This is a genomic window from Kitasatospora phosalacinea (assembly GCF_000717185.1).
GTDB classification, from domain to species: Bacteria; Actinomycetota; Actinomycetes; order Streptomycetales; family Streptomycetaceae; genus Kitasatospora; species Kitasatospora phosalacinea_A.
Genome location: NZ_JNYE01000110.1, coordinates 14,715 through 37,503 on the forward strand (window position 1 = coordinate 14,715; position 22,789 = coordinate 37,503).

20 protein-coding genes are annotated in these 22,789 nt (G+C 72.3%); 12 read left to right on the forward strand and 8 right to left on the reverse strand.

The features are described from left to right. Positions 1–131 precede the first annotated feature (131 nt). Both OO57_RS32600 and metX read left to right on the forward strand, forming a co-directional pair. Entirely contained in the window at positions 132–1,451 is a 1,320-nt protein-coding gene (locus OO57_RS32600) for a bifunctional o-acetylhomoserine/o-acetylserine sulfhydrylase (protein WP_033256357.1), read from the forward strand. Further along, the gene (metX, locus tag OO57_RS32605) at positions 1,448–2,602 is read left to right on the forward strand and encodes a homoserine O-acetyltransferase MetX (RefSeq protein WP_081974125.1); all 1,155 of its coding nucleotides are present in this window, start codon (positions 1,448–1,450) and stop codon (positions 2,600–2,602) included. The genes OO57_RS32600 and metX overlap by 4 nt, the downstream gene beginning before the upstream one ends. A 111-nt stretch (positions 2,603–2,713) precedes the next feature. Here metX and OO57_RS32610 read toward each other — a convergent pair whose 3' ends face one another. After that, on the reverse strand, positions 2,714–3,136 hold the full coding sequence (locus OO57_RS32610; RefSeq protein WP_033256358.1) for a DUF350 domain-containing protein: 423 nt from the start codon (positions 3,134–3,136) through the stop codon (positions 2,714–2,716). 149 nt (positions 3,137–3,285) lie between these two features. Between OO57_RS32610 and OO57_RS32615 the strand changes: the two genes are divergently transcribed. After that, complete coding sequence (locus OO57_RS32615; protein WP_063737688.1) at positions 3,286–3,624, forward strand: hypothetical protein; 339 nt, start codon at positions 3,286–3,288, stop codon at positions 3,622–3,624. Positions 3,625–3,628: 4 nt separating this feature from the next. Beyond that, a complete protein-coding gene (locus OO57_RS32620) occupies positions 3,629–4,858 on the forward strand; it encodes a glutathionylspermidine synthase family protein (protein ID WP_033256360.1) in 1,230 nt (409 codons plus the stop codon). Between the two features lie 80 nt (positions 4,859–4,938). Here the strand turns inward: OO57_RS32620 and OO57_RS32625 are convergent, their stop codons facing one another. After that, on the reverse strand, positions 4,939–5,223 hold the full coding sequence (locus tag OO57_RS32625; RefSeq protein ID WP_033256361.1) for a hypothetical protein: 285 nt from the start codon (positions 5,221–5,223) through the stop codon (positions 4,939–4,941). A 253-nt stretch (positions 5,224–5,476) separates the two neighbouring features. Here OO57_RS32625 and OO57_RS44310 point away from each other — a divergent pair, with 253 nt between their 5' ends. Together OO57_RS44310 and OO57_RS32630 are read left to right on the forward strand one after the other, a co-directional pair. Continuing rightward, positions 5,477–5,635, forward strand: a complete 159-nt coding sequence (locus OO57_RS44310) for a hypothetical protein (protein ID WP_158715305.1) — start codon at positions 5,477–5,479, stop codon at positions 5,633–5,635. 14 nt (positions 5,636–5,649) lie between these two features. Further along, the gene (locus OO57_RS32630) at positions 5,650–5,916 is read left to right on the forward strand and encodes a hypothetical protein (protein WP_033256362.1); all 267 of its coding nucleotides are present in this window, start codon (positions 5,650–5,652) and stop codon (positions 5,914–5,916) included. A gap of 323 nt (positions 5,917–6,239) precedes the next feature. Here OO57_RS32630 and OO57_RS32635 read toward each other — a convergent pair whose 3' ends face one another. Next, positions 6,240–9,287, reverse strand: a complete 3,048-nt coding sequence (locus OO57_RS32635; protein WP_418909933.1) for an AAA family ATPase — start codon at positions 9,285–9,287, stop codon at positions 6,240–6,242. A 238-nt stretch (positions 9,288–9,525) separates the two neighbouring features. On the opposite strand from OO57_RS32635, the gene OO57_RS32640 reads away from it, so the two are divergent. Next, positions 9,526–10,020 carry a DUF5709 domain-containing protein gene (locus OO57_RS32640; RefSeq protein ID WP_063737690.1) on the forward strand — a complete coding sequence of 165 codons (495 nt, stop codon included), beginning with the start codon at positions 9,526–9,528 and terminating at the stop codon, positions 10,018–10,020. A gap of 31 nt (positions 10,021–10,051) precedes the next feature. Here the strand turns inward: OO57_RS32640 and OO57_RS32645 are convergent, their stop codons facing one another. Then, a complete protein-coding gene (locus tag OO57_RS32645) occupies positions 10,052–10,768 on the reverse strand; it encodes a carbon-nitrogen hydrolase family protein (protein WP_081974126.1) in 717 nt (238 codons plus the stop codon). 299 nt (positions 10,769–11,067) lie between these two features. Between OO57_RS32645 and OO57_RS32650 the strand changes: the two genes are divergently transcribed. Further along, positions 11,068–12,771 carry a hypothetical protein gene (locus OO57_RS32650; protein ID WP_033256364.1) on the forward strand — a complete coding sequence of 568 codons (1,704 nt, stop codon included), beginning with the start codon at positions 11,068–11,070 and terminating at the stop codon, positions 12,769–12,771. A gap of 125 nt (positions 12,772–12,896) precedes the next feature. On the opposite strand, the gene OO57_RS32655 is transcribed toward OO57_RS32650, so the two are convergent. Further along, positions 12,897–15,062, reverse strand: a complete 2,166-nt coding sequence (locus tag OO57_RS32655) for an NB-ARC domain-containing protein (protein WP_234337605.1) — start codon at positions 15,060–15,062, stop codon at positions 12,897–12,899. Positions 15,063–15,349: 287 nt separating this feature from the next. On the opposite strand from OO57_RS32655, the gene OO57_RS32660 reads away from it, so the two are divergent. Then, the gene (locus OO57_RS32660) at positions 15,350–15,910 is read left to right on the forward strand and encodes a GNAT family N-acetyltransferase (RefSeq protein ID WP_033256365.1); all 561 of its coding nucleotides are present in this window, start codon (positions 15,350–15,352) and stop codon (positions 15,908–15,910) included. Between the two features lie 119 nt (positions 15,911–16,029). Here the strand turns inward: OO57_RS32660 and OO57_RS32665 are convergent, their stop codons facing one another. Beyond that, positions 16,030–17,355, reverse strand: a complete 1,326-nt coding sequence (locus tag OO57_RS32665) for an MATE family efflux transporter (RefSeq protein WP_158715306.1) — start codon at positions 17,353–17,355, stop codon at positions 16,030–16,032. A gap of 376 nt (positions 17,356–17,731) precedes the next feature. On the opposite strand from OO57_RS32665, the gene OO57_RS32670 reads away from it, so the two are divergent. After that, positions 17,732–17,947, forward strand: a complete 216-nt coding sequence (locus OO57_RS32670) for a heavy-metal-associated domain-containing protein (RefSeq protein ID WP_033256367.1) — start codon at positions 17,732–17,734, stop codon at positions 17,945–17,947. Between the two features lie 653 nt (positions 17,948–18,600). Next, the gene (locus tag OO57_RS32675) at positions 18,601–19,608 is read left to right on the forward strand and encodes a GNAT family N-acetyltransferase (protein WP_051778544.1); all 1,008 of its coding nucleotides are present in this window, start codon (positions 18,601–18,603) and stop codon (positions 19,606–19,608) included. 73 nt (positions 19,609–19,681) lie between these two features. On the opposite strand, the gene OO57_RS32680 is transcribed toward OO57_RS32675, so the two are convergent. Beyond that, complete coding sequence (locus tag OO57_RS32680; protein ID WP_051778545.1) at positions 19,682–20,527, reverse strand: spermidine synthase; 846 nt, start codon at positions 20,525–20,527, stop codon at positions 19,682–19,684. Positions 20,528–20,714: 187 nt separating this feature from the next. On the opposite strand from OO57_RS32680, the gene OO57_RS32685 reads away from it, so the two are divergent. After that, complete coding sequence (locus tag OO57_RS32685; protein WP_234337606.1) at positions 20,715–21,668, forward strand: alpha/beta hydrolase; 954 nt, start codon at positions 20,715–20,717, stop codon at positions 21,666–21,668. A 68-nt stretch (positions 21,669–21,736) separates the two neighbouring features. On the opposite strand, the gene OO57_RS32690 is transcribed toward OO57_RS32685, so the two are convergent. Next, positions 21,737–22,759 carry an AI-2E family transporter gene (locus OO57_RS32690; protein ID WP_234337607.1) on the reverse strand — a complete coding sequence of 341 codons (1,023 nt, stop codon included), beginning with the start codon at positions 22,757–22,759 and terminating at the stop codon, positions 21,737–21,739. Positions 22,760–22,789 lie beyond the last annotated feature (30 nt).

The window sequence follows — 22,789 nt, forward strand, 5'->3', positions numbered from 1 at the left end:
CGCAGCACCGCCGGTGCGCGAGGCGCCCCGGGCCGTGGAGGCCCGCGGACGGCGCCCCTCCCTGCCCTCCCGCGTCCGAACGGCGGCTCCGCCGTGCCCGCGTCGCGCCCGTGATCCCGTACAGGAGCAGCATGTCCGAGCAGAACCCCGCGGCCGTCCCCGGCTGGTCGTTCGAGACCCGGCAGGTCCACGCGGGTGCCCGGCCCGACCCGGCGACCGGGGCGCGGGCGGTGCCGATCTACCAGACCACCTCGTTCGCCTTCCGGGACACCGCGCACGCCGCGGACCTGTTCGCGCTCGCCGAGCCGGGCAACATCTACACCCGCATCCACAACCCGACCACCGACGTGCTGGAGCAGCGCCTGGCCTCGCTGGAGGGCGGCGTGGCGGCGGTCGCGCTGGCTTCCGGGCAGGCCGCCGAGACGCTGGCGCTGCTGACGGTGGCGCAGGCGGGCGACCACCTGGTCTCCTCGGCCTCGCTGTACGGCGGCACCTACAACCTGCTGCGGCACACGCTGCCGCGGTTCGGCGTCGAGGTGGGCTTCGTCGAGGACACGGACGACCTGGACGCGTGGCGGGCGGCGATCCGTCCGAACACCAAGGCGCTGTTCGCGGAGTCGCTGGGCAACCCGCGCGGCAACGTGCTGGACGTGCGCGGCGTCGCGGACGTGGCGCACGCCGCCGGGGTGCCGCTGATCGTCGACAACACCGTGCCGACCCCGTACCTGCTGCGGCCGCTGGAGCACGGCGCGGACGTCGTGGTGCACTCGGCCACCAAGTTCCTCGGCGGGCACGGCACCACCATCGGCGGCGTGGTCGTGGACGGCGGCGGCTTCGACTTCGGCGCGCACCCGGAGCGCTTCCCCGGTTTCAACGAGCCCGACCCGAGCTACCACGGCCTGCGCTTCTGGGACGCCCTCGGCCCGGGCGCGTTCGCCGCCAAGCTGCGGGTGCAACTGCTGCGCGACCTCGGCCCGGCGCTCTCCCCGCACTCGGCGTTCCTGCTGCTGCAGGGCGTGGAGACGCTGTCGCTGCGGCTGGAGCGGCACACCGCGAACGCCCTGGAGCTGGCCCGCTGGCTGGAGCAGCGCGACGAGGTCGCCGTCGTCCACTACCCGGGGCTGCCTTCCAGCCGCTGGTACGGCGCGGCGCAGCACTACCTGCCGCGCGGCGCGGGGGCGGTGCTCTCCTTCGAGCTGCGCGACGGCGTCGCGGCGGGGCGGCGGTTCGTGGACGGGCTGGAGCTGTTCAGCCACCTGGCCAACATCGGGGACGTGCGCAGCCTGGTGATCCACCCGGCCTCGACCACGCACAGCCAGCTGGACGCCGAGCAGTTGGCCGCGACCGGGACGGCGCCGGGCCTGGTGCGGCTGTCGGTCGGGCTGGAGAGCGTCACGGACCTGCGGGCCGACCTGGAGGCGGGTTTCCGTTCGGCGAAGGGCGCGTCCTGAACGGCCCGGCTCGGCACGCCGTCCCGCCGGCCTCCGGGGCCTGGCGGGACGGCGACCCGGTCGGCGGGCGGCGCTGGTTCGCGCTGCCCGGGCCGCTCGCCCTGGAGGCGGGCGGCACCCTGCCCGGGGCCCGGCTGGCGTACCAGACCTGGGGCTCGCCGCGGCCGGACGGCTCCAACGCGGTGCTGGTGCTGCACGCGCTGACCGGCGACAGCCACCTCACCGGCCCGGCCGGGCCCGGGCACCCGACGGCGGGCTGGTGGGCGGAACTGGTCGGACCGGGGCGGGCTATGGACACCGACCGCTGGTTCGTGGTCGCGCCGAACGTGCTCGGCGGCTGCCAGGGCTCCACCGGGCCGTCCTCGGCCGCGCCGGACGGGCGGCCCTGGGGCAGCAGGTTCCCGTTCCTCACCCAGCGCGACCAGGTCGCCGCCGAGGTGCTGCTCGCCGACGCCCTCGGGATCGACCGCTGGGCGCTGGTGGTCGGCGGGTCGATGGGCGGGATGCGGGCGCTGGAGTGGGCGGTGGCCCACCCGCGGCGGGTCGGGGCGCTGCTGGTGCTGGCCACCGCGGCGGCCGCCTCGGCCGAGCAGATCGCGCACGCCTCCGCGCAGTTGCACGCGATCCGCGCGGACCGGGGGTGGCACGGCGGCGACTACCACCACCTGCCCCCGGGCCGCGGACCGCACCGGGGCCTGGGCCTGGCCCGCCGCCTGGCCCAGATCACCTACCGCAGCGAGCCCGAGCTCGCCGCCCGCTTCGGCCGCACCCCGCAGCGCGGCGAACACCCCTGGCGGGGCGGGCGGTTCGCCGTCGAGTCGTACCTCGACCACCACGCCGCGAAGCTCGCCCACCGCTTCGACGCGGGCAGCTACGTCGTCCTCAACGAGGCCATGAACGCGCACGACCTCGGCCGCGGCCGGGGCGGCACCGCCGCGGCACTGCGCCGGGCCGCCGTCCCGGCGCTGGTCGCCGCGGTCGACTCCGACCGGCTCTACCCGCCCCGGCAGCAGGCCGAACTGGCCGCCCTGCTGCCGGACGCCGACGCGCTGCGGGTGCTCTCCTCGCCGTACGGCCACGACGGGTTCCTGCTGGAGAGCGCGCAGGTGGCGCCGCTGCTCGCCGAACTGCTGCCGAGCGCACGCCGCTGACCCGGCCTTCCTACCGGTCGGACGGTCCTGCTGCTCAGACGGTCCTGCCGGTCGGACGGTCCTGCCGGTCGGACGGTCCTCCTGCTCGGGGCCGTCCTCCTGCTCGGGCCGTCAGGCGATCGAGGCGGCCACGATCGCGGCGGCGGCCAGGTTGCAACTGGCCGACACCCACACCGCCGGGTGCGGCTCGGTGGAGACCAGGATCGCGCCGAGCCGCCCGGGGGTGAGCAGGTCGAGCAGCCAGAACGCGAGCGCCATCAGCAGCAGGCCGAGGACGCCGAAGCACAGGGTGGACAGCAGGCCCTTGCCGAAGTCCTCGTAGGTGTACCGGATCGCGGTGTACACGATGCCGCCGACGCCGAGCAGCGCCGAGCTGAGCAGCACGGCAGCGTTGCGGTTGCCCTCGGCCCAGATCAGCCGCCCGAGCTTGCCCGGTGTGAGGACGTCGATCAGCAGGTAGCCGAGCAGCAGCAGGAGCAGGCCGACCAGGCCGTAGACCGCGGCCGCACCGAGGCCGTGGAGTATGTCGTTCATCTGCGGGGGCTCCCGGGGGTCGGTCGGACGGCCGTGCGGGCCGCAGCCGTGGTCAAGGATCGGCAAAAGATATCCCATTCCCCTGGCGTCACGTCAGTTTCCCGGGGCACCTCCCCTATCATTCGGCGGCACGCGTACGATGATCCGCCATGACACCGCCGCCTCCTCCCACCAGCGAACCCGACCGGTCGACGCCGGGTTCCCGCCGCCGCTCGGGCTTCGTCGCCCTGGGAATGGTCGGCACCCTCGCCCTGACCCTCTCCGGCTGCTCCTCGTCCACCAAGACGCCCAGCCGCTGCGTCGACCCGGGCACCCTCAAGGTCCTCGACGCGCACTCCTGCTCGGCGGGCGGCTCGGGCGCGGGCCAGTGGTACTACTGCGGCTACGGCACCACCACCGCCAGCGGCGGCACCTTCAGCAAGTCGGCCGCCAAGCGCGGCGGCTTCGGCTGCCCCAAGGGCAGCAGCAGCGGCTCGGGCGGGGGCTGACCCCGTGCGCCGCCACACCATCACCCCGCGCCCCGACTGGCTGGCCACCGTCGAGTCCCAGGGCCTCGTCTACGCGATGTGCTCCGACCCCTGCAACCAGGGCGGCCCGCACGCCTACTGGGACGAGAGCGCCTACTACGAGTTCTCGCTGCCCGAGGTCGAGGCCCTGGAGGAGGTCGTCGAGGAGCTCCACGAACTCTCGCTGGCCGCCGCCGAGCACGTGGTGCGCACCGGCCGCTTCGCCGACTTCGGCATCACCGACCCGCGCCTGGCCGCCGTCGTCGCCGAGTCCTGGCGGCGCCGCGACGAACAGCCCAGCGTGTACGGCCGCTTCGACCTCGCCTACGACGGCACCGGCCCCGCCAAGCTCTTCGAGTACAACGCCGACACCCCGACCTCGCTGATCGAGGCCGCCGGGCCGCAGTGGTTCTGGATGGAGGAGCGCTTCCCCGAGGCCGACCAGTGGAACTCGCTGCACGAGCGGCTGATCGACTCCTGGGCCGGCCAGAAGCACCTCCTGCCGCCCGGCCCCGTCCACTTCGCCCACTCCCGCGGCGACACCGAGGGTGAGGACTGGCTCACCACCCTCTACCTGCAGGAGTGCGCCGAGCAGGCCGGCCTGCAGACGATCGGCATCGCGATGGAGGACATCGGCTGGGACGAGCTGTCCGGCCGCTTCGTCGACCTGGAGCACCGCTTCATCCGCTCCGCGTTCAAGCTCTACCCCTGGGAGTGGCTGGTCGACGACGAGTTCGCCGACCACCTGCTGAACGCCATCGACCTCGGCGGCAGCACCGGCTCCACCCTGTGGATCGAGCCCGCCTGGAAGATGCTGCTCTCCAACAAGGCCCTGCTCGCCGTCCTGTGGGAGCTCAACCCGGGCCACCCCAACCTGCTGCCCGCCTACCTCGACGGCCCGCGCGAACTCGCCGACCCCGACGGCCCCGGCTACGCGGCCAAGCCGCTGCTCGGCCGGGAGGGCGCCGGCATCCGCATCATCGAACCCGACGGCCACCAGACCCGGCTCGCCGACTGGGCCGGCGACCCCGACCGCTACGGCGCCGAGGGCTACTGCTACCAGCAGTACCACCCGCTGCCCGACTTCGACGGCAACCGCCCCGTCCTCGGCACCTGGGTCGTCGACGGCGAGTCCGCCGGCCTGGGCATCCGCGAGACGGACGACAGCCCCATCACCCACCAGGGCGCCCGCTTCCTCCCTCACCTGATCCGCTGAGCCACCTGATCCGCTGAGCCGCCGGGCCGCCGGGCCGCCGGGCCGCCGGGCCGTCAGGCCCTGACCGGGCCCGCTGGACCTCACCCGTCCAGGGAGGCCGGGCGGCCCCCGTACGACCGCTGCGCCGGGATCCGCACGAGCGGACCGTCCGCGGACAGCGGTTCCAGGCCCCGCTGCCGACCGGGCAGCGGGCCGCTCCCCGTCGGCACCGGGTACCGGGGGGTGATCCGCGCCAGCGAGGCCAGCCGGGCGCGGCTGGTCTGCCGCTCCCCCCGCCCCCGACAGCGGGCCCGGCCGTCGGCCGACGCGTCCGGGGCGGTGAAGTGCTCGGCGGCGTAACGGCGGAAGAGTTCACGGCGGGTCATCGAAACCTCCTGGGCGGCCGGGGCCGGCTGGCTGCCGTCATCGGGAACACCCCAAGCAAAGCCCCGCCGCCGCGGACCGAACAATGCGTATCCCCTACCCAACATCCGCGCCGAACCCTGGGTATCCCCCGCCCCTGCCCGGCCACTACCCACCCTTCGCCCACCGCGATGGGTACCACTACGCATTGATCACCGCACTCCCCCACCGATTAGCTGGTACCCGTTCCCTCCCACCCTCGCCCCGGAGGTCCGGATGACCCGCCGCGAACGCTTCCGCCTGTACGCCAGCGCGCACTTCACCGCCCTCGCCGACCAGCCCGCGGCCGATCGGCGCCGCGGCACCGTCGAACGCCAGACCCGCCGCGCCACCCTCTCCCGGCTCTCCCGGCTCGCCCACCACCCCCGCCCCTGACCCAGGCCGCCACCATGACCCTCACCGCCACCGTCCCGACCCCCGCCCCGACCCCCGCCCCGCGGTTCCTCCTCGCGACGCACCTCCCGCTCTGGCTGGTCACCATGCCCACCAGCAGCCCCACCGGCGCCCGTGGCGAGCAGACCTTCGCCGTCCGCGCCCTCACCCACGGCGAGGCCCTCACCACGGCCGCCGCCACCGCGCACGCCCACCCGGCCCTCCGCCACCGCCGCGGCGCCCGCATCGACACCACCGCCGCCCGCGCCACCCTCCACCACTGACCTCCGCCACTGACCTCCACCACTGACCTCCACCACTGACAGCGAGGATGTCCGTGAGCGGTTCCCCGGGAAGGTCCGCCCCGTCCACCCGCCAAACCGGAACACCCCAGCAGCGCGGTGTGTCGGTGTGTCAACGCACCGACGCCGCGAGGCAGATGAAGGCACCGGTCATCACCGCGCCGGAAGAACTGCGGCCCGCGCTGCGGGGCCGCGCCGACCCTGCTCGGGCTGAACCGCCGGTCCGGCCCGATCGGCCGTCACCCCGCTGCAGCCCGGTGCAACCCGGTGGGGGCGGCCCTGCCGGGTGTCCGCCCCGGGGCCCGTCAGCCCTCGCTCTCGGCGAGCGCCTCCGCCACCTCCTTCCGCCCCACTCCCAGTTTCCGCAGCACACTGGCCACGTGGTGCTCGACCGTACGCGGTGACAGGAACAGGGCCTGCGCGATGTCCTGGTTGCTGACGCCCTGCCCCACCAGCTCCGCCACCTGCCGCTCGCGCGGCGAGAGCGCCTCGCCGTAGCCCCGCCGCCCCGGCGAGGCCATCCGCCCCAGCCCCAAGTCCCGCCGGACGTGCTGGCAGCGGGCCGCGTCGGAGGTCGCCCCCAGGGTGGTGTAGGTGGCTTCGGCGGCGGCCAGCCGCTCCGCCGCGGTCTGCGGGTCCCGGTCCGCGAGCGCCCGTGCCAGCCGTTCCTCCGCCCTCGCGGCCTCGTAGGGGCGGCCGATGTTCCGCCAGGCGTCCCGTGCCTGGCGGTAGGACTCGATCGCACCGCCCGGGTCCGTGCCGTCCAGCAGGACGCCGCGCGCCTGGTGGAGCCCCGCCTGCGCAGCGGGCGCGTCCAGCCCGTCGAGTGCCTCCGCGGCCTCTTCGGTGAGGTGCCGGGCCGCACCCTCGTCTCCGGTGCCCCGCGCGACTTCCACGGCGATCGGCAACAGCTCCCCGCCGCGGGCCCACGCCCCGGCCTGGCGCAGGATCGTGACGGCGGGCCCCAGCACGACGGCGGCGGCCTCCGCACCGTGCTCCGCCAGTTCCACCGCGCCCAGCCCGGCGGCGGCCCTGATCGCCGCGGTGACCTGCGACTCCCGCTCCCCGTACCTGGCGGCGGACTCGAACTCGGCCCGGGCCACCGCCAGCCTGCCCCGCGAGGCGGCCATCCGCCCGAACAGCATGGCGCGCTCGACCCGGGCCATCGCCACGTCCGGGTACTCGGTGCCGAGTGCCTCGAACCGTTCCTCCAGCCCCTGCCAGCGCCCGGCCAGGCCGTCGAGGCGTAGCAGGCCGATCCGGCTGTAGCACTCCAGGTAGGAGATCGCGGCCTGCCGGGCCAGGGCGCGGCTCTCGGTGAGCAGCCGTCCGGCCCGCTGGTCGTGGCCGGTCTCCATGGCGATGTCGCCGACGTTGAACAGGGCCCGGGTGGTCTGCCGAACGAGTTCGGGGCTGGAGGCGTCGCGCGGCAGCCGGTCGAGTTCGGGCCACAGCTCGGGGTCGCCCTCGCGGGCCTGGAAGGTGAGCCGGGTGGCGCGGTAAGCGGCGGCGACCTCCTCGTCGGGTTCGATCTCCAGGGCTGCGGCGGCTTTGGCCATCCTTTCCCAGGCGGCTGATCCCTCGCCGTCGCGTTCGTTCATGGCGAGCGCGACCAGGGCCCGGGCGGCGCGGGCGGGCCGTTCTGCGATGAGTTCGTCGGCGGCCTGCTCGATCAGCGCGAAGCCGTCCCGGTCGCCGCCCTGGACCGCCACCCTCAGCCCGAGGGTCAGCCGGACCTCCCCGCGGTCGGCGACCGGCAGCCGGGGGTCGGCGATGATGTCGGCCAGTACGTCGGTGCTGGCGGCGTCGTAGGCGGCGTTCGCGGCGAGCCCGGCCAGTGCCCGGGCGGCCCGTCCGCGACGTTCGGGGGCGAGGTCGGTCTCGGCGAGCAGTTCGCGCAGCAACGCCCCGGCCGCCGCGGTGTCGCCCTGTTCTCCGGCCTGTTCGGCTGCGGCTTCGGCGGCCTGCTGCCAGGCGTCCCGGTCGCCGAGGGCGAGGGTGTGGGCGGCGATCCGGGCGAGCGGCTGCGGTTGCCTGGTGCGCAGCGCCTCGATGGCCCGGCGGTGCAACGCGGACCGGGTCGGGCCCGGTATCCGCCGGTACGCCACCTGTCGGGCGGGCTCCCATCGGAACGCGTACCGGGCCGGGGCGGGCTCGTCCAGCACGGCTGCGTGCAGGGCCTCCACCAGGCCGGAGGAGACCTGGTCGGCGGGCAGCGCGGAGACCTCGGCGATCAGTTCCTCGCCGGCGGGCTCGTCCAGCACGGCGGCCGTCTCGGTGACCGCCCGCGCCTGCGCGCCGAGGCCCGCCAGCCGTTCGGTCACGGCGTCCCGCAGGCCTCGCGCCAGGTCCGCCCCGGCCAGGGCCGCGACAGGGTCCGCCCGTCGGCCGTCCTCGCGCAGGAACGCCAGGTCCTCGACGATCCCGGCCGGGAGCCCTCCGGAGCGTTCGTGCAGCAGGGCGGCGAGCGCGGACGCGGTACCGGCCGCGGGGCCCGCGGCCGGGCCGCTCGCGCTGCTGCCGAGGAGTGCTCGGGCCAGGTCCAGCACCTCCGCCCGCTCCAGGGGGCCGACCCGGAGCAAGCCGCCCGCGGTTCCGGGCGGACAGCGGTAGGCGGCTCCCAGCACGGACGCTCCGTCCGCCAGTTCCTCCGCCCGGTAGGTCACCACCAGCGACAGGCCTGGGTGCGGGTCCCTCGCCAGTAGCAGCAGCAGTTCCCTGGTCGCCCGATCGGCCCACTGGGCGTCCTCGACCAGCAGCACCACTTCGCCCAGCGCGTCGAGCAGTGCCCGCAGGCCCTGGACCAGCCGGTACCGCTCGTCGTCCCCCGCCGCGGCGACGTCCTCCGGCAGCAGATCGGCCAGGTCGGGGAGCCGCGTCCGGAGCGCACCGGTGCTCGGGGGCAGCTGGTCCGCGGCCGCCAGCAGCGGGCGGCTGCGCCGCAGCGCGTCCAGCAGCGGGCCGTAGGGTGCCGGCGCGGCGACCGGGTGGCACCGGCCGGTCAGCACCCGCTCCTGCGGCACCCCGGACTCCGCCAGTGCCCGCCCGACCAGCGCGGACTTCCCGACCCCGGCGTCGCCCTCCACCAGCACCACCGCCGGAGCGGACCGCAGTGCCTCCACCAGCCACGCCACTTCGCGCCGCCGCCCGACGAACCCCGGCACCCCACCGGCCCGCCCCGTCACCGCAGGCCCCATCCGCACACCCGACCCGACCGCACCAACCGGCGAGAGCACGTACGTTCCATGAGCCCCATCATGCCGTGCCACCCTGACGCCCCGAACCCCGACCACCGGCCTCCTTCCCTCCGACGTCTCCACCCAGGTCACCCTGACACCGAAACCCCACACCATCCCCTCCAGGCCCCGGCCGCCCGGAGCCGTTTTCCCGCCCCGTCAGCACGGTTCCTGACGGGATTCCCTGGCACCTGCACGACTCCCTCCTCACCCCCGCACCCCGCCTCCGGGAGCCTCTCCTCCCGCTGTCGCACCAGGCCCTCGCCACCGCGCCGTGTTGCGGGCCGGGTCGCTCCCTGGCGAGCATGAAGAAACTGCGTGTGACCTCACCCGAGTGACGAGGACAGGTGCTGTCATGACCGACTGGGACGCCCAGGACCCGGAACCCGCCGAGGACGACGGCGTTCTCGAACCTGCCGACTCACTGCTCACGGACCGGCTGGACGACGACCCACTCGACACCGGAGTCATCCCACCGGACGGCTACCGGGGCGCCACCGCGTACGGCACCACCCCCGAGGAAGCCGAACGCGGCGAGTCCCTGGACCAGCTGCTGGCGGAGGAGGAACCCGACGACAGCCCCGAGGCGGTCGACGACCGCTGGGCCGACGGGCCTTCGCCGCGGGCCGGTCGCCTGGTCGAGGACGGCATCGACACCGAGGGCACCGACGTCGGCCCGGATGCCGGTGCCGCGACCGCAGAAGAGGCTGCCGTGCACCTGGTGTACCCGGACGAGGACAGCGAGGCCGAGTTCGACGACGCCGAACCGGACGAGCCGCTCCGTGAGGCGGTCCGGTTCACCGTGCTCGACGACCTGGCCGACCGAGTGCCCGACGACGACTACCGCTGAGCCCGGGCCCGGCGCCCCGAGCCTCCAGGTCTCAGTCGTTCATCTCCACCTCCAGGTCGGCCACCAGCAGCCGGGGCCCGCTCTCGTCGGCCTCGACCATCACGGCTCCGTCGGGTGCCCACGCAGCGCTGCCTCCGCAGCCCGTCCACGGCCCGGCGGGGCCGACGTGGTTGGCGAGCACCACGTACATCCCGGTGGCCTTGGCGATCGCCGGGTGAACGGTGACGCGCTCCTCGCGCCCGCCTCCGGTCCCGTAGAGCGAACTCGCGAGATGGATCCGGCAGCCCCCGGCTGCGTTCCGCGCAGACACCTCGGGAAAGTGGTTGTCGAAGCACGTCGCCAACGAATAACCGATGCCGTCCGCCCAGAAGCGGCCGCCACCTCTGCCCGGCTCGAACACCTCCTGCTCGTTCTCGTACAGGTGCTCCTTCGCGTACACCGCCACCACGGTGCCGTCCGGACCGTACACGGTGCTGACGATCTGCGGCCGACCGCCCGGCCCCGCTGTCGCCCCGTTCACCACGACGGTGATCCCCGTGGCGCGCAGCGGGTCGAGACGCACGTCCTCCGCCTCGGTCCACAGGGTGCGATCCGCACCGATCAGCTCGGGCACGTATCCGGTGAGCGCCAACTCCGGACAGACCATCACCGCGCTACCGACCTCCCGCGCTTCCAATGCCAGATCGGCGATCTGCCGCACGTTGGACTCCACGTCACCCTCGACGCACTCGAACTGGGCTGCTGCCACCCGTACCCGCACCAATGCAATCCCTCTCTGCCGCACCGTCCCCCGGACGCTACTGTCGTTCTCCGGACGCGTCCCGCACCAGTCCCGTCACCGCCCTTTCCCACCCTCCAGTAGCCTTCACGGGGAAACCGACGGCCCCGGAGAATCAGGTGGTGAATGCCTTGTCACACCCCCTCCGATCCGCTACCCATCCTCACCGCGAACCGCGAACCGCGAACCGCGAACCGCGAACCGCGAACCGCGAACCGCGAACCGCGAACCGCGAACCGCGAACCGCGAACCGCGAACCGAGGTGTCCGGTGGACTTCGATAGGCGCATCCTCGTCCCGGTCGGTCCGGACGCTTGGCGCTGGCGCACCTTCGACAGCGAGCGCACCGTGGCGGTCGCGGCCCGGACGGTGACCTCCCTCGTCCGCGTCCTGGAGGTCCTGCCGGATCTGGTGGGTGACGACCCCCGGTTGACGGTCGTGTTCGCCCATGACCCCACTTCCGCCTTTGGCGAAGGCGTTCCGGAGCTGCTCCGTTCGTTGCGCTGTCGCACTCTGCCGTGGGATCAACTCGGCGAGGCGAAGCCCGATCTGATGATTTCGGCGAGCGAGAACATCGGTGTTCCGGTCGGCGACTATCCGGTGCTCGTCCTTCCGCACGGTGTGGGTTTCCAGAAGTTCGTTCCGGACTCGGCCTCTTCGGGCACGCGGCTCTCCGGTCTGGTCTCGGACGAGCTGCTGACCGCCCGTCGGGCTTGGCTCGCCGTGTCGCACCCCGATCAGGAACGCCAGCTCGCCGCTGCTCATCCGGCCACCGTCGACCGGACCGTACTGGTGGGCGACCCGTGCCTGGACCGGTTGCGCGCAGGTCTGCGCTGGCGGGAGCGCTACCGTGCCTCCCTCGGGGTGGAGCCCGGCCAGCGGTTGGTCTTCCTCTCCTCCACCTGGGGCACCGGTTCGCTGATCGGCCGCTGCCCCGACCTTCCCGCCAGGCTGCTGGCGGCACTCCCCGCGGACGAGTACCGGCTCGCCCTGGTGCTGCATCCGAATGTCTGGTCCGGTCACGGGGCGTGGCAGGTACGGGTAGTGGAGCGTGCAGCGCTGGCTGCCGGTGCCCTGCTGATCGATCCGACGGAGGGCTGGCAGCAGGCACTGACCGCCTCCGACGTCGTGGTCGGTGACCACGGTTCGGTGACCCTCTACGGAGCCGCGCTCGGCAAGCCCGTCCTGTTGGCGGCCTTCGGGGAGGAGGCCGTGCCCGGTACGGCCGGGCACCTGCTCCACCGGTCCGCGCCACTGCTCGACCGGTCCGCGCCACTGCGTCCGCAGATCGACGCGGCGCTCTCCGAACACCGTCCCGAACTGCTCGCAGCCGTCACCGCCCGCGCTTTCGCGGAACAGGGGTCGGCCTTTCCGAAGCTTCGCCAACTGCTGTACCAACTGCTGGAACTGGACCCGCCTCCGGGCACGAACGGGCGACCGAGGGCCTTCCCGCCCGTATCTCGGAGCGAGGCGTGGCCGGCCACCTCCTTCCACGTGGAGACGGCTCTCGCTTCCTCTGACGCCCCGCCCTTCCGCGTCTCGGTGCGCCGCTACCCGGCCTCGGTGAGCGAGCCCGGCGAGGAGGCGGACAACGTGTTCTGGCACCTCGCGAGCGATGCCGAGGAGCCTGACACGCATCTGACCGACAGTGCCTCCGTCCTGGTCTGTCAGCGTCCGTCCGCATCGTCCGGCTCGGCCCACCGCCGGATCGCCGAACTCCGCGCCCACTACAGCGCTCGCCTGGTCGCGGTGCCGCTGCCCGACGGCGTCCTCGTCGACCTGCTGGACGGACCCCGGTTCGCAGTCCGCCCCGCCGACGGAGGGCTGCTGGCTCCCGGACCTGCTGCCGCCGCGTTCTACAGCGCGCTGCGCGTCAAGCTCCGACCCGAACTGCTCGATCATTCCGCCCTCCTGCTGGACCTGGGCTCGCACTGCCGCGAGCTGACGATCCAGAAGGTGCCCGAGCCTCACTGAGCCGACACCCCATTAAGGAGAAATGGATACCAAACCAACCAATTGGACATTTCTCGAATCCCGACTGGTTGATCCTGCTGTCCACCATCAACACGATTTCCCCGTGAACGGGCAGTTCCCGGGTTTCATCCCTCAAGCCGTGCCTGGATTTCCGCCGCCCGCGGATTTCCGCTCTTCCGGTGGATCTTCAGGGCCCGTTCGAGCAGCCGTCGCCGTTCGCCGTCGTCCTCGACCAGTTCCACAAGCGCTTCGAGCGCCTCCCCCTGGTAGTGGAACGCCTGCTGTTCCTCGAGTTCTTCGATCGCCCGCCCGAGCGTCGCCCGAGCTTCCTGCTCCGCGCCGCACCGCGCCTGAGCGCGCCCCAGGTCGGCCAGGGCCCGGGCGGCCATCCGCCGGTCCGGCGCCGGCTCCCCGTCCTTCCCGACGAGGCCGAGGAACTCCTCGTACACGGCCCGCAGTTGCCGCTCCGCCTCGTCCGTCTCCTCGGCAGCCACCAGCAGCGCCCGTCCGAGGAAGTACCTGGCGAGGGCCGCGCCGCGCGCTTCTCCGGCCCGTTCGTTGATCTCCAGCGACTCCCGGTAGACAGCGGCCGCCCGTTCCGGGTCCCGTCTGTCCCAGTAGCGTCCGAGGAGCTCGCGGACCGAACCTGGCAGCACCGGGTGCCCTGAGCCGTCCGCCAGTGCGATCGCGGCCTCCAGTTCCGCCAGCGCCCGGTCGTCCTGCCGCAGGTCCAGCAGCGGGCGGGAGAGCATGCTGCGCAGGCGCGCCTCGGCTGCGGGGTGGTGGTCGCGGTGGGCAGCGTCCGCGCCGAGGGTGAGGGATTCGCGCCAGTCGGCGAGGTGGCGGTGGTGCAGGAACAGCACGGTCAGGACTTCGGCGAGCTGCCACGCCTGGCGGTCGAAACCGAACCGGACCGCCGCGCGCAGCACCGCCATCAGGTTCGGCCGTTCGGCCTCCAGCCATCCGATCGCGTCCCGGCCGGGTGCCTCGGAGGCGGCGAAGGGCGAGCGGCGCACCGTTGCGTCGATTCGGTCCGCCGGCTGGTGCAGTACCTCGTCGAGTTCGAGGATGCGCAGCCGATCGGCCCGGACGGTCAGGTCGGCGAGGGTGGTGAGCGCCAGGTAGTGGGTGGTCACGCGCTGGACGATCTGCCGCTCGGTCTCCGGCGGGTCGGTCTCCCTCGCGGTCTCCTGCGCGTGCAGTCGTACCAGGCTGTGCAGCTGGTAGCGCCCGTCGTCGGTGCGGTGGACGAGGTGCGCGTCGACGAGGTCGGCCAGCAGCCTGGTGCTGGCAGCGGTGTCGAGCGCGGCCGCCGCGGCGACGACGCCGGAGTCGAAACTGACTCCGGGCAGGTCGCCCAGAACGCGGTACAGCCGTGCCGCGGGTTTGCTCTGGTCCCGGTAGGCGAGGTGCAGGGTCGCGGAGACGCCGGTGGTGTCGGCCCCTTGGACGGTGAGTCGGCCGAGGCGTTGACGCTCGTCGGCGAGTTCGTCGGCCAGTTGGGCGAGGGTGAGCCGGTCGCTGTGCAGGCGGGCGGCGGCGATGCGCAGCGCGATCGGGAGTCCGCCGCAGAGTTCGGCGAGGCGCTCCGCGGAACGGGGATCGGCGTCGACAGCCGCACGTCCGCAGAGCTCGCCGAGGAGTTCCTTGGCCGCGGCCGGGTCGAAGACGTCGAGTTCGACCAGTTCGACGTCGTCCAGGACGAGTTCGCCGAGCCTCCGCTTCGAGGTGGCCAGGACGATGCTGCCTTCGCCCTTGGGGATCAGGCTCCGTACGTGGCCGGGTTCGGTGACTTCGTCGAGCACCACCAGAAGTCGCCGTTTCGCGGATTCGCTACGGAAGGCGCTCTCCAGTTCGGCCGTTCCACTGCCGATCCGTTCCTCGGGCACTCCGAGGGCGCGCAGGCACATCACGAGCGCCTCGGACAGGTCCGCGCCGGTGGTGGAGCGCAGTTTGGCGAAGTCGACGAAGAGTTGGCCGTCCGGGAAATGCTGCTGGTTGTCGTGCGCCCAGCGGTAGAGCGTGGAGGTCTTGCCGATGCCGGGCATGCCGTTGAGCACGGCGCTCGCTCCTTCGGCGCGCAGTCCGTCCAGGCGGGCCAGGTCGGCGCGGCGGTTGACGAAGCGGCGGGGCGGCTTCGGCACCTGGTCGGGCCTGGTGCCGGCGGTCGGGGCTGCCGCGTAGTGGAAGGCGATGCCCCCGTGGACGCTTCCGACCTGCATCGAAGTGCCCTGCACGGTGCCCGACATCGTGTTGCCGACCCGCATCGCCGAGGTCTCCGCGTCGTCCACCACGCCGATCGTCCCCGCTCTCTCCGCACCGGCTCTCGGCTGCCACGGTACTGGAAACCACCCTGCCGGACGTTGGATTCGACGGTACGGGGCACTGGTTCGTCCTCGGTGGAAGTCGGCTTTCCGCACCCAGTAGGGTGGGCGGCCACGGGCGCTGCCGCGGTCTGCGGACTCACGACAGCAGGCCGCCTGCCGACGATCCAGCGTCAGGACACATTCGAAACTTCGACTCACCGACACACTGGGCGCCCGAACCCGCCGGTTCCGGCTGCCACCGGGAGTTCCACGTGCCACCCGTCTTTCCCGAAACCGTTCTGCACACCGATCGGTTGCTGCTCCGACCCTTCACCTCGAAGGACGCGGACGACACCAGGATCGCCTGCTCGGACGAACTGACCCAGCAGTGGCTTCCGCTGCCCTCCCCCTACACCATCGAGCACGCGACGTCGTGGTGCACCGAGGTGTCCCACCGTCTGCGTACGTCCGGTGACGGCATCCACTTCGCCGTCACCGACGCCGGTTCGGGACAACTGCTCGGGACGGTCGGACTCAAGAAGACCGATTGGCCGGCCCGGGTGAGCGAGGTCGGTTACTGGAGCGCGCCGTGGGCCCGCGGCCGCGGGGTGACGGCCGAGGCGACCCGGGCCCTCGGCGAATGGCTGCTGGGCGAGCAGGGCTTCCAACGGCTGCAGTTGTTCGCCGCCACCGGCAACACCGCTTCCCAACGGGTCGCCGAGAAGGCCGGGTTCCAGCGGGAGGGCATCCTCCGGAACGCCGGTTACGTCCATGGCGGCCGCGTGGACCTGTTCGTCTTCTCCCTCGTGCCCGGTGACTTGACTGGGAACTGACCTGCCGTACCGGCGCCGCCCGGATGCAGCCCACGGCCCCTCTCCCTCCTGGCCGCGCCCGTCGAACTGGGGCTGCACCGTCCGCGGTGCCGCATCGCTGCCGCCGCGACCTCAACGCGTCATCGGCGCAGGACGAGGTAGCGGGCGCTGAACCACAGGCTGACGAATCCGATGACGTTGCCCGCTGCCATCAACTTCGCCAGGTCTCCTGCGTCCACGGGCCCGGGTATGAGGAACGCGGCGGCCAGCATCACCGCGAAGTACACGACGTTCAGCAGGAAGGCCACTCCCGCGCGGCCGATCTGTTCCAGGTAGCTGAGCAGTGCGAGCGAACCGCCGAAGAACACGAGGGTGGGGGCGACCCAGGCGAAGTACCCGGCTGCGACGGGAGCCGCGGCCCGGTCCGTGGTGAGGGCTTCGGTGATCGGCCCCCTCAGGAGCAACGTCGCCGCGCCGAGCAGCAGGTACGGGGGGGGGGAGAGCCGCAAGGCGGTGATCAGACCGGTGTGGTTGAGAGCCCGTCGGCTCTCGCCCGGCTGCAGGGTGACGGCGATCGCCGCGCCCGAGCCGACGGCCATCGCGACGACCATCAGCAGGCCGACGACCATCTGTCCGAGGGAGAATCCCGCGACCTCGGTCGGCCCTGCCTCGTGCAGCACCCGCAGATAGCCGAAGGTCACCGTGGACAGCAGCAGGAAGGTGCCCGCCACCGGCGCACCGAGGCTCAGGAGTTCGCGCGCTGCCGTCCGGTCACCGACCAGTAGGGGCCGGGTGACCTGCTTCTTCCGGAGGACGGCCGCGACGGCCGCACCGACGATCACGGTGGCGGGCAGTCCCCCGATCGGCACCGCCAGCACACCGAGCCCCGTGACCGCGTGGAGCACGACCGTTCCGGCGATGGACAGCACGGTGAACACCACTCCGAGCCAGGCGGCCGGGCCGGTGTGGCCCAGGCCGCGCAGCACCCCCGTCCCGAGGTAGGGGATCAGCCCGGGCACGCTGGCCAGGGCGAGAGTCACGATGAAGACCAGTACCGTGTGCCGGGCTTCGGGGGCCGCCCCGAGAGCGGTCAGGATCGGGCCGGACGCCACCAGCGCAACAACGGCTTGCAGCACCAGCAACCCCGCGCCCACGGCGAAGAACGTCGGTACGGACCTGAGCGCGTCCCGGCTCCGGCCGTTCCGGGCGGCAATCCCGGCGGAAACCTGGGTGGCCACCACCAGCCCCTCCGTCACCGCCAGCACGAGGTAACCGACGGGTGTATACACCGAACGGACGTAGAGCGCCTCGGGACCGAGCCGGCCCAGGAAAGCCACCGTCCACGCCTGCAACACCAGCCCGGCCAGCAGGCCGAGCAGAATGGAGACGGCGAACCGCCCGGCCGAAGCATCCAACGATGCGGGCGCGGGTTTCCGCTGCTCGGCCGTCGCCACAGAGTCCCCCATCACGGCTCCCCCTCCTGCTGCACCGGGGACCGTCCACCGGCCACCGGGGATATCGATGCGGCCGACCGTAGCGGGACATTTTTAAGAATTCAACAAATGAAATTCCTCCACCCTTGTCAAGGTTTGATCCGAAATCCTGGTGACCGCCGGGGCGACGAGGGCAGCAGCCCGGCCGGCCGACGGACACCCGCCCTGCCCCGTCCCCGCCGGCCACCAGCGCCCGGACCGTGGTGAACTCCCTTTCAGGGCGCCACTCGTTGGGGGCATCCCTCGGCGTGTCCCGATGCCGCTCCCCGATCGGGTGCGTTGTGCTGGACGGCGTCCCACGGCCCTGCGCGGTCGCCCGACCAGTCCTGCCCGTTCAACGGAGGTATCCATGTCCACCACTGCTGTCTTCACTGTCGAGGGAATGAGCTGCGGCCACTGCGAGCGGACCGTCACCGCCGGATTGACCGCACTGAGCGGAGTCACCAACGTCACCGCCGACGCGAAGGCCGGCCGGGTGACCATCGAATCCACCGAGCCCCTCCAGGACGACCAGATCCGCTCCGCTGTCACCGGCGCCGGTTTCGCGCTGGTCGGCCGGGCCTGAGGGCATTGACGGGCCGCGAACTCTCGAAACTCCGCGGCGGCCACCGGTCGCACGGTCTCGCCGCTTCCTTCTTCCTCTTCACACCACGGCTCGCCCTCCTCCCCTCCCGACTTTCCGCCGCTGCCCTCTCCATTGCCGCCACGCGGTTCGAATAATCGTCCCTGGACTCAGAATCCACGCATCCGCTCTTTCGGGCGATTGTGCGTAACCTGCGCCCGGGTGGTCCGCGCCCCTGCGGACCACCCGGGCGCACGCCTGTCACGGCAGCTCTTCACATGCCCGCAAAGCCGTCGACGAGGCCGAAGTTCAGGGGCCGCGAGGACCGGGAAGACCCGCCGGTACGCGTACGAGGCGGTCGGTGGCACCCGCCGACATGGCCGGAGAATCACCGCCCGAAATAATAATTTGCAGGCGATCCGCCGGTCCTCCTACTCTTTGGCCATCGATGGCAGCGGACGCGGTCCCACTGCTGCCCGTCCGAGTTCTCGCAGCGCCTTGTTCCGAGAGGAGTTCCGCGATGGTTCCGATAATCCGCAGCCGTCCCGTGGCGCTCCCGATCGCCGGTCTTTGCCGCTGGTCCCCTCCCGCACACTAGTTGCGGCGGACCACCACGATCGGGTTCAGCGTCTCCCGTTCCCTTCTCCGGAGGCACTGTGATCTTCCGTCCGATCGTCCTGCAGGAACTCAACTCCGTACTGGCCCAGGTTCGGCCCGACCCGTCCACCGCGGTCTCGGCAGACACGGTCCGCGCCCGCCTGGCCGACGGCGAGTACCGCCCCGGCTGGATCTGGGTGGCGGAACCCACTCCCGGCCAGGCGCCTTTGGCCGTCGCCATCTGGTGGGGCAGCCCCGCCGACGTCCATCCGAGCAATCTGGACGCCCTGTTCGCCCGCTCCGATCCGATCTGGGCTCCCAGCGGCTCCCGTCGGGGAACGCTCTCCCCGGCCCGGCCGATCACCGACCCGCGCAGTGCAGTCGCGGCCGCCCTGCTCACGGCCGCCCACCAGGTGTTCGCCGCCGACGGGCTGGTCCCGGCACCCGACTACCACCTCTTCCTGCCGTCCGACTGGCGTGACCGCCCAGAGGTCGCCGCTTCGGTCGCCTGGCGCCGCAGGGCCGCCGAAGCTGCCGGTCTACGCCTCACCGCCGAACGGCTCCGATTCGAGCGGCCGACGGACCGGCCCGTTCCCGCCCTGTCGGACCGGCTGTCCTTCGCCCCGGAGCCGGACGACGAAGTCTTCGTCGACCTCTTCCGCCGGTCCCTGCCGAGGAGCCTGGACGTGATGTCCATCCGCGAGGCACTGCTCGTCGGCGCGGAGACGCACGCCCGGAGCGAGGTCGCGTTCCACCACTGGGAGATGCGCGGCCGACGCTCCTGGTGGCGAATAGCTCGAACCGCAGCGGGGCAGGTCGTCGGCTTCGCCATCCCCTCGCACAACTCCGTCGTGCCGGTGGTCGGATACCTCGGGGTCCTGCCCGAGTTCCGGGGCCGGGGTTTCGCGGCAGAGATCCTCGCCGAGAGCACCCGGATCCTGGCTGCCGAAACCCGGGCCGATGTGATCCGAGCCGAAACCGACCTCTCGAACCACCCCGCGGTCGCCGCCCTCGAGTTGGTCGGCTACCGCGACGGCACCCGCCGGTTGGTCTTCTCCGCCACCTGACCCGCACCCGAGAGGAGAACCTCCCATCAGGTACGACTTCCAGCACAGCACCCCACTGCCCGGTCGAGCTGCCTCAGCCCAGCGAAAAGGCTCCGCTGGGAGGGGGTGGCGAGTCCTCGGCCGTCGCATCCGTGATCGGTTCTGCCGCCCGCTCCGGCGTTTCCGTCAGCCTGGCGGGGAACGGATCGGAGGCCAGCAGTCGGGTCAACTCCCCGGTGGGGAGTGGCACGTCGGAACCGATCAGCAGCACGTTCCCGTAGCGCCGCCCCCGCAGCACCGCGGGCTCGGCCACCAGGCAGACGTGGGCGAACACGTCCGCGACCGTGGCGGTCTGGGCCTTGGCGAAGGCGAGCGGCGGGCCGTCCGCCAGGTTCGCCGCGTAGCAGCCCCCGGGGCGGAGCACTGCGGCTGCCAGCCTCACGAACTCGACGCTGGTGAGGTGCGCCGGTGTCCGCGAGCCCCGGAACACGTCGGCCACCACCACGTCGACGCTGGCGGGCGCCACGGCCGCGAGCGCAGCCCGGGCGTCCCCCACCGTCACGTCGATGCCGGACGGCCAGGGGAGGTGCTCGGCGACGAACTCGGTCAGCGGGCCGTCCAGTTCGACCACCTGCTGCTGCGAGCCCGGCCGGGTCTCCGCCAGGTAGCGGGGCAGGGTGAGCCCGCCACCGCCCAGGTGCAGCACGTCCAACGGCTCGCCCGGGCTGGCGACCACGTCCAGCAGGTGCGCGATCCGCTGCACGTACTCGAACTCGAGGTGCGTCGGGTCCTGAAGGTCGACGTACGACTGCGGAGTCCCGTCGAGGGTGAGCAGCCAGCCACCGTCGAGGTCGATGTCGGGCATCAGTTTGGCGGTTCCCAGCGCCACCCGGCGCTCCACCGGTCGCGGTTCCGAGCCGTCGGCAGCGATGCCGCTCATCGGGCCGGCCTCCGTGAGGTGCCGGGGCGAAGAACGATCGACGAAGGGACAGCCATGCGGGCAGCTTAGGCCCCCTCAGGGCAGTCTTCCCAAACGAAGGCGGCTACCGACCGGTATGGTCGCCGAGGTGGTACCGCCCGGGATGGGCCCGGACGACGCGACGGAGCGGGAAATGGATGTGGCTGGCGTGGAATTCCGTGAAGACATCCTAGGTGCCCCGTACGAGGCGGCGGAGCTTCCGCTGCTCCCGGACGAGGAGGGGGAGGTCAGCGCGACCCTGGTCCGTCGGCTGGTCGAGGGGTCCCGTCAGGCCGTGCTGTACCTGCACGGCTACAACGACTACTTCTTCCAGACCCACCTGGCGGACCACTTCACGACTGCAGGTTTCTCCTTCTACGCGTTGGACCTCCGCAAGTACGGCAGGTCGCTCCGTCCGCACCACTCCCCCAACTTCGTCAGGGACCTCGTCGCGTACGACGAGGAGTTGGACGAAGCGGTCCGGATCATCCGGGAGCTCGACGGCCACACCCGGCTCCTGGTGAACGGACACTCGACGGGCGGACTGGTGGCTGCCCTGTGGGCTGCCCGTCGGGCGGGGCACGGGTTGGTGGACGGCCTGTTCCTCAACAGTCCCTTCCTCTCGATGCCTGCAGCCCTGGCCGTACGGACTCTCGGTGCTCCCGCGCTCGACGCCATCGGGCGGGCCGCACCCACTCGGAGGCTGCCCGCACCGCTCAACCCGCACTACGTCCACAGCCTCCACCGCAGCCACCGCGGTAGTTGGGAGTTCGACCTGGCCCTGAAGCCGGCCGAGGGCTTCCCGCTGTTCGCCGGATGGCTGGCGGCGATCCAACGCGGCCACCGACAGGTGCGCCGCGGGCTCCCGATCGACTGCCCGGTCCTGCTGATGGCCTCGACCGCCTCCACCGTCACCAACCGGTGGGACCCGGCCCTGACCCGCACCGATGCGGTACTGCGCACCGACGACATCGCCGCACTCGCACCGCGTCTCGGCCGCCACGTCACCACCGTCCGGATCGAGGGCGGCCTGCACGACCTGATCCTGTCGGCCGACCCGGTCCGGGCCGAGGTGTTCGCCGAGTTGGACCGCTGGACGACCGCGTATTTCCCCGCCCCCTGACCCTCCGCCCGAAGGCCCCGGTACGGGGCCGCAGGAACGAGGTTCGACGGGCCGGGGTCCGCGATTGCTCAGGACTCGATCCGGTGGCGCTTTCGACGGCCGCCCAGCAGGTCCGGGCTCCCTGCGGTGCCCCGGAGGACGGAGACCACACCGAGTCCGGCGGCACTGACGGGCACGGCGAGCAGGGCACCGATGATTCCGGCGATCCCGGATCCGGCCACCACCGCGATCATGATGGTGGCCGGGTGGAGCTCGACGGTCCGGCTCTGGATGAGGGGCTGCAGGATGTTCCCCTCGATCGCCTGCACCGCCAGCACCACCCCGAGGGCCCACAGAGCAGTACCCAACCCGCCGTTCGCCAGGGCCACCAGCACGGCCACCGTTCCCGAGAGGAAGGCACCGACGAAAGGGATGTAGGCACCCATGAAGACGAGCGCGCCGAGCCCGGCCGCGCCCGGAACTCCCAGGACCAGCAGCCCGATGGAGATGAACGTGGCATCGATCAGTGCGATCAGGGTGGTGCCCCGCATGAAGCCCGCCATCGCGGTGAACGCCTGCTGACCGCACGCGATCACCGTCTCGGAGTGCCGACCGGGAATCAGCTCGCGCATCGCGTCGCCGAAGCGGTGCCCGTCCCGGAGGAAGAAGAAGACCAGCGCGAGGGAGAGCACTCCTCCGGTCAGCAGTTGGGTGACCAGTCCCAGCCCGGACAAGACGCCGTTGGCCAGCGAGTCCACCAGGGTGCTCCCTGAGCCGGAGCTCTCCTTCAGCGCGTACTGGATCTTGTCTCCGAGCGGACCCAGCCAGGAGGCGATGCGGTCGCCCGCCTGCTGGAGTCCTGAAGCGATCTGCGGCGCGCTGTTCACCAGGGAATTGACCAGTAGTGCGATCCCCCCGGTGACCGCCAGCACCAGGATCGTGCAGGTCAGCCCGGCGGCAGCACCTCGTTTGACGCCCCGGCGCACCAGCCAGGGCATCACCGGGTAGAGCAGAGCCGTGGCCAGCAGCGCGATCACCATCGGGATCGTCGCGGCCCGCAGTTCCACCACCACGAAGACGACGAATGCGGCGACGGTGATGAAGAGGATCACCGCGGCCGACCAGGCCGCGGCGGACCGGAC

Coding starts and splice junctions, on each gene's coding strand:
- OO57_RS32670 (WP_033256367.1), top strand. CDS start 17,732: ATGTCCACCACTGCTGTCTTCACTGTCGAGGGAATGAGCTGCGGCCAC.
- OO57_RS32680 (WP_051778545.1), bottom strand. CDS start 20,527: ATGAGCGGCATCGCTGCCGACGGCTCGGAACCGCGACCGGTGGAGCGC.
- OO57_RS32640 (WP_063737690.1), top strand. CDS start 9,526: ATGACCGACTGGGACGCCCAGGACCCGGAACCCGCCGAGGACGACGGC.
- OO57_RS32610 (WP_033256358.1), bottom strand. CDS start 3,136: ATGAACGACATACTCCACGGCCTCGGTGCGGCCGCGGTCTACGGCCTG.
- OO57_RS32625 (WP_033256361.1), bottom strand. CDS start 5,223: ATGACCCGCCGTGAACTCTTCCGCCGTTACGCCGCCGAGCACTTCACC.
- OO57_RS32600 (WP_033256357.1), top strand. CDS start 132: ATGTCCGAGCAGAACCCCGCGGCCGTCCCCGGCTGGTCGTTCGAGACC.
- OO57_RS32635 (WP_418909933.1), bottom strand. CDS start 9,287: ATGGTGTGGGGTTTCGGTGTCAGGGTGACCTGGGTGGAGACGTCGGAG.
- OO57_RS44310 (WP_158715305.1), top strand. CDS start 5,477: ATGACCCGCCGCGAACGCTTCCGCCTGTACGCCAGCGCGCACTTCACC.
- OO57_RS32665 (WP_158715306.1), bottom strand. CDS start 17,355: ATGGGGGACTCTGTGGCGACGGCCGAGCAGCGGAAACCCGCGCCCGCA.
- OO57_RS32615 (WP_063737688.1), top strand. CDS start 3,286: ATGACACCGCCGCCTCCTCCCACCAGCGAACCCGACCGGTCGACGCCG.
- OO57_RS32630 (WP_033256362.1), top strand. CDS start 5,650: ATGACCCTCACCGCCACCGTCCCGACCCCCGCCCCGACCCCCGCCCCG.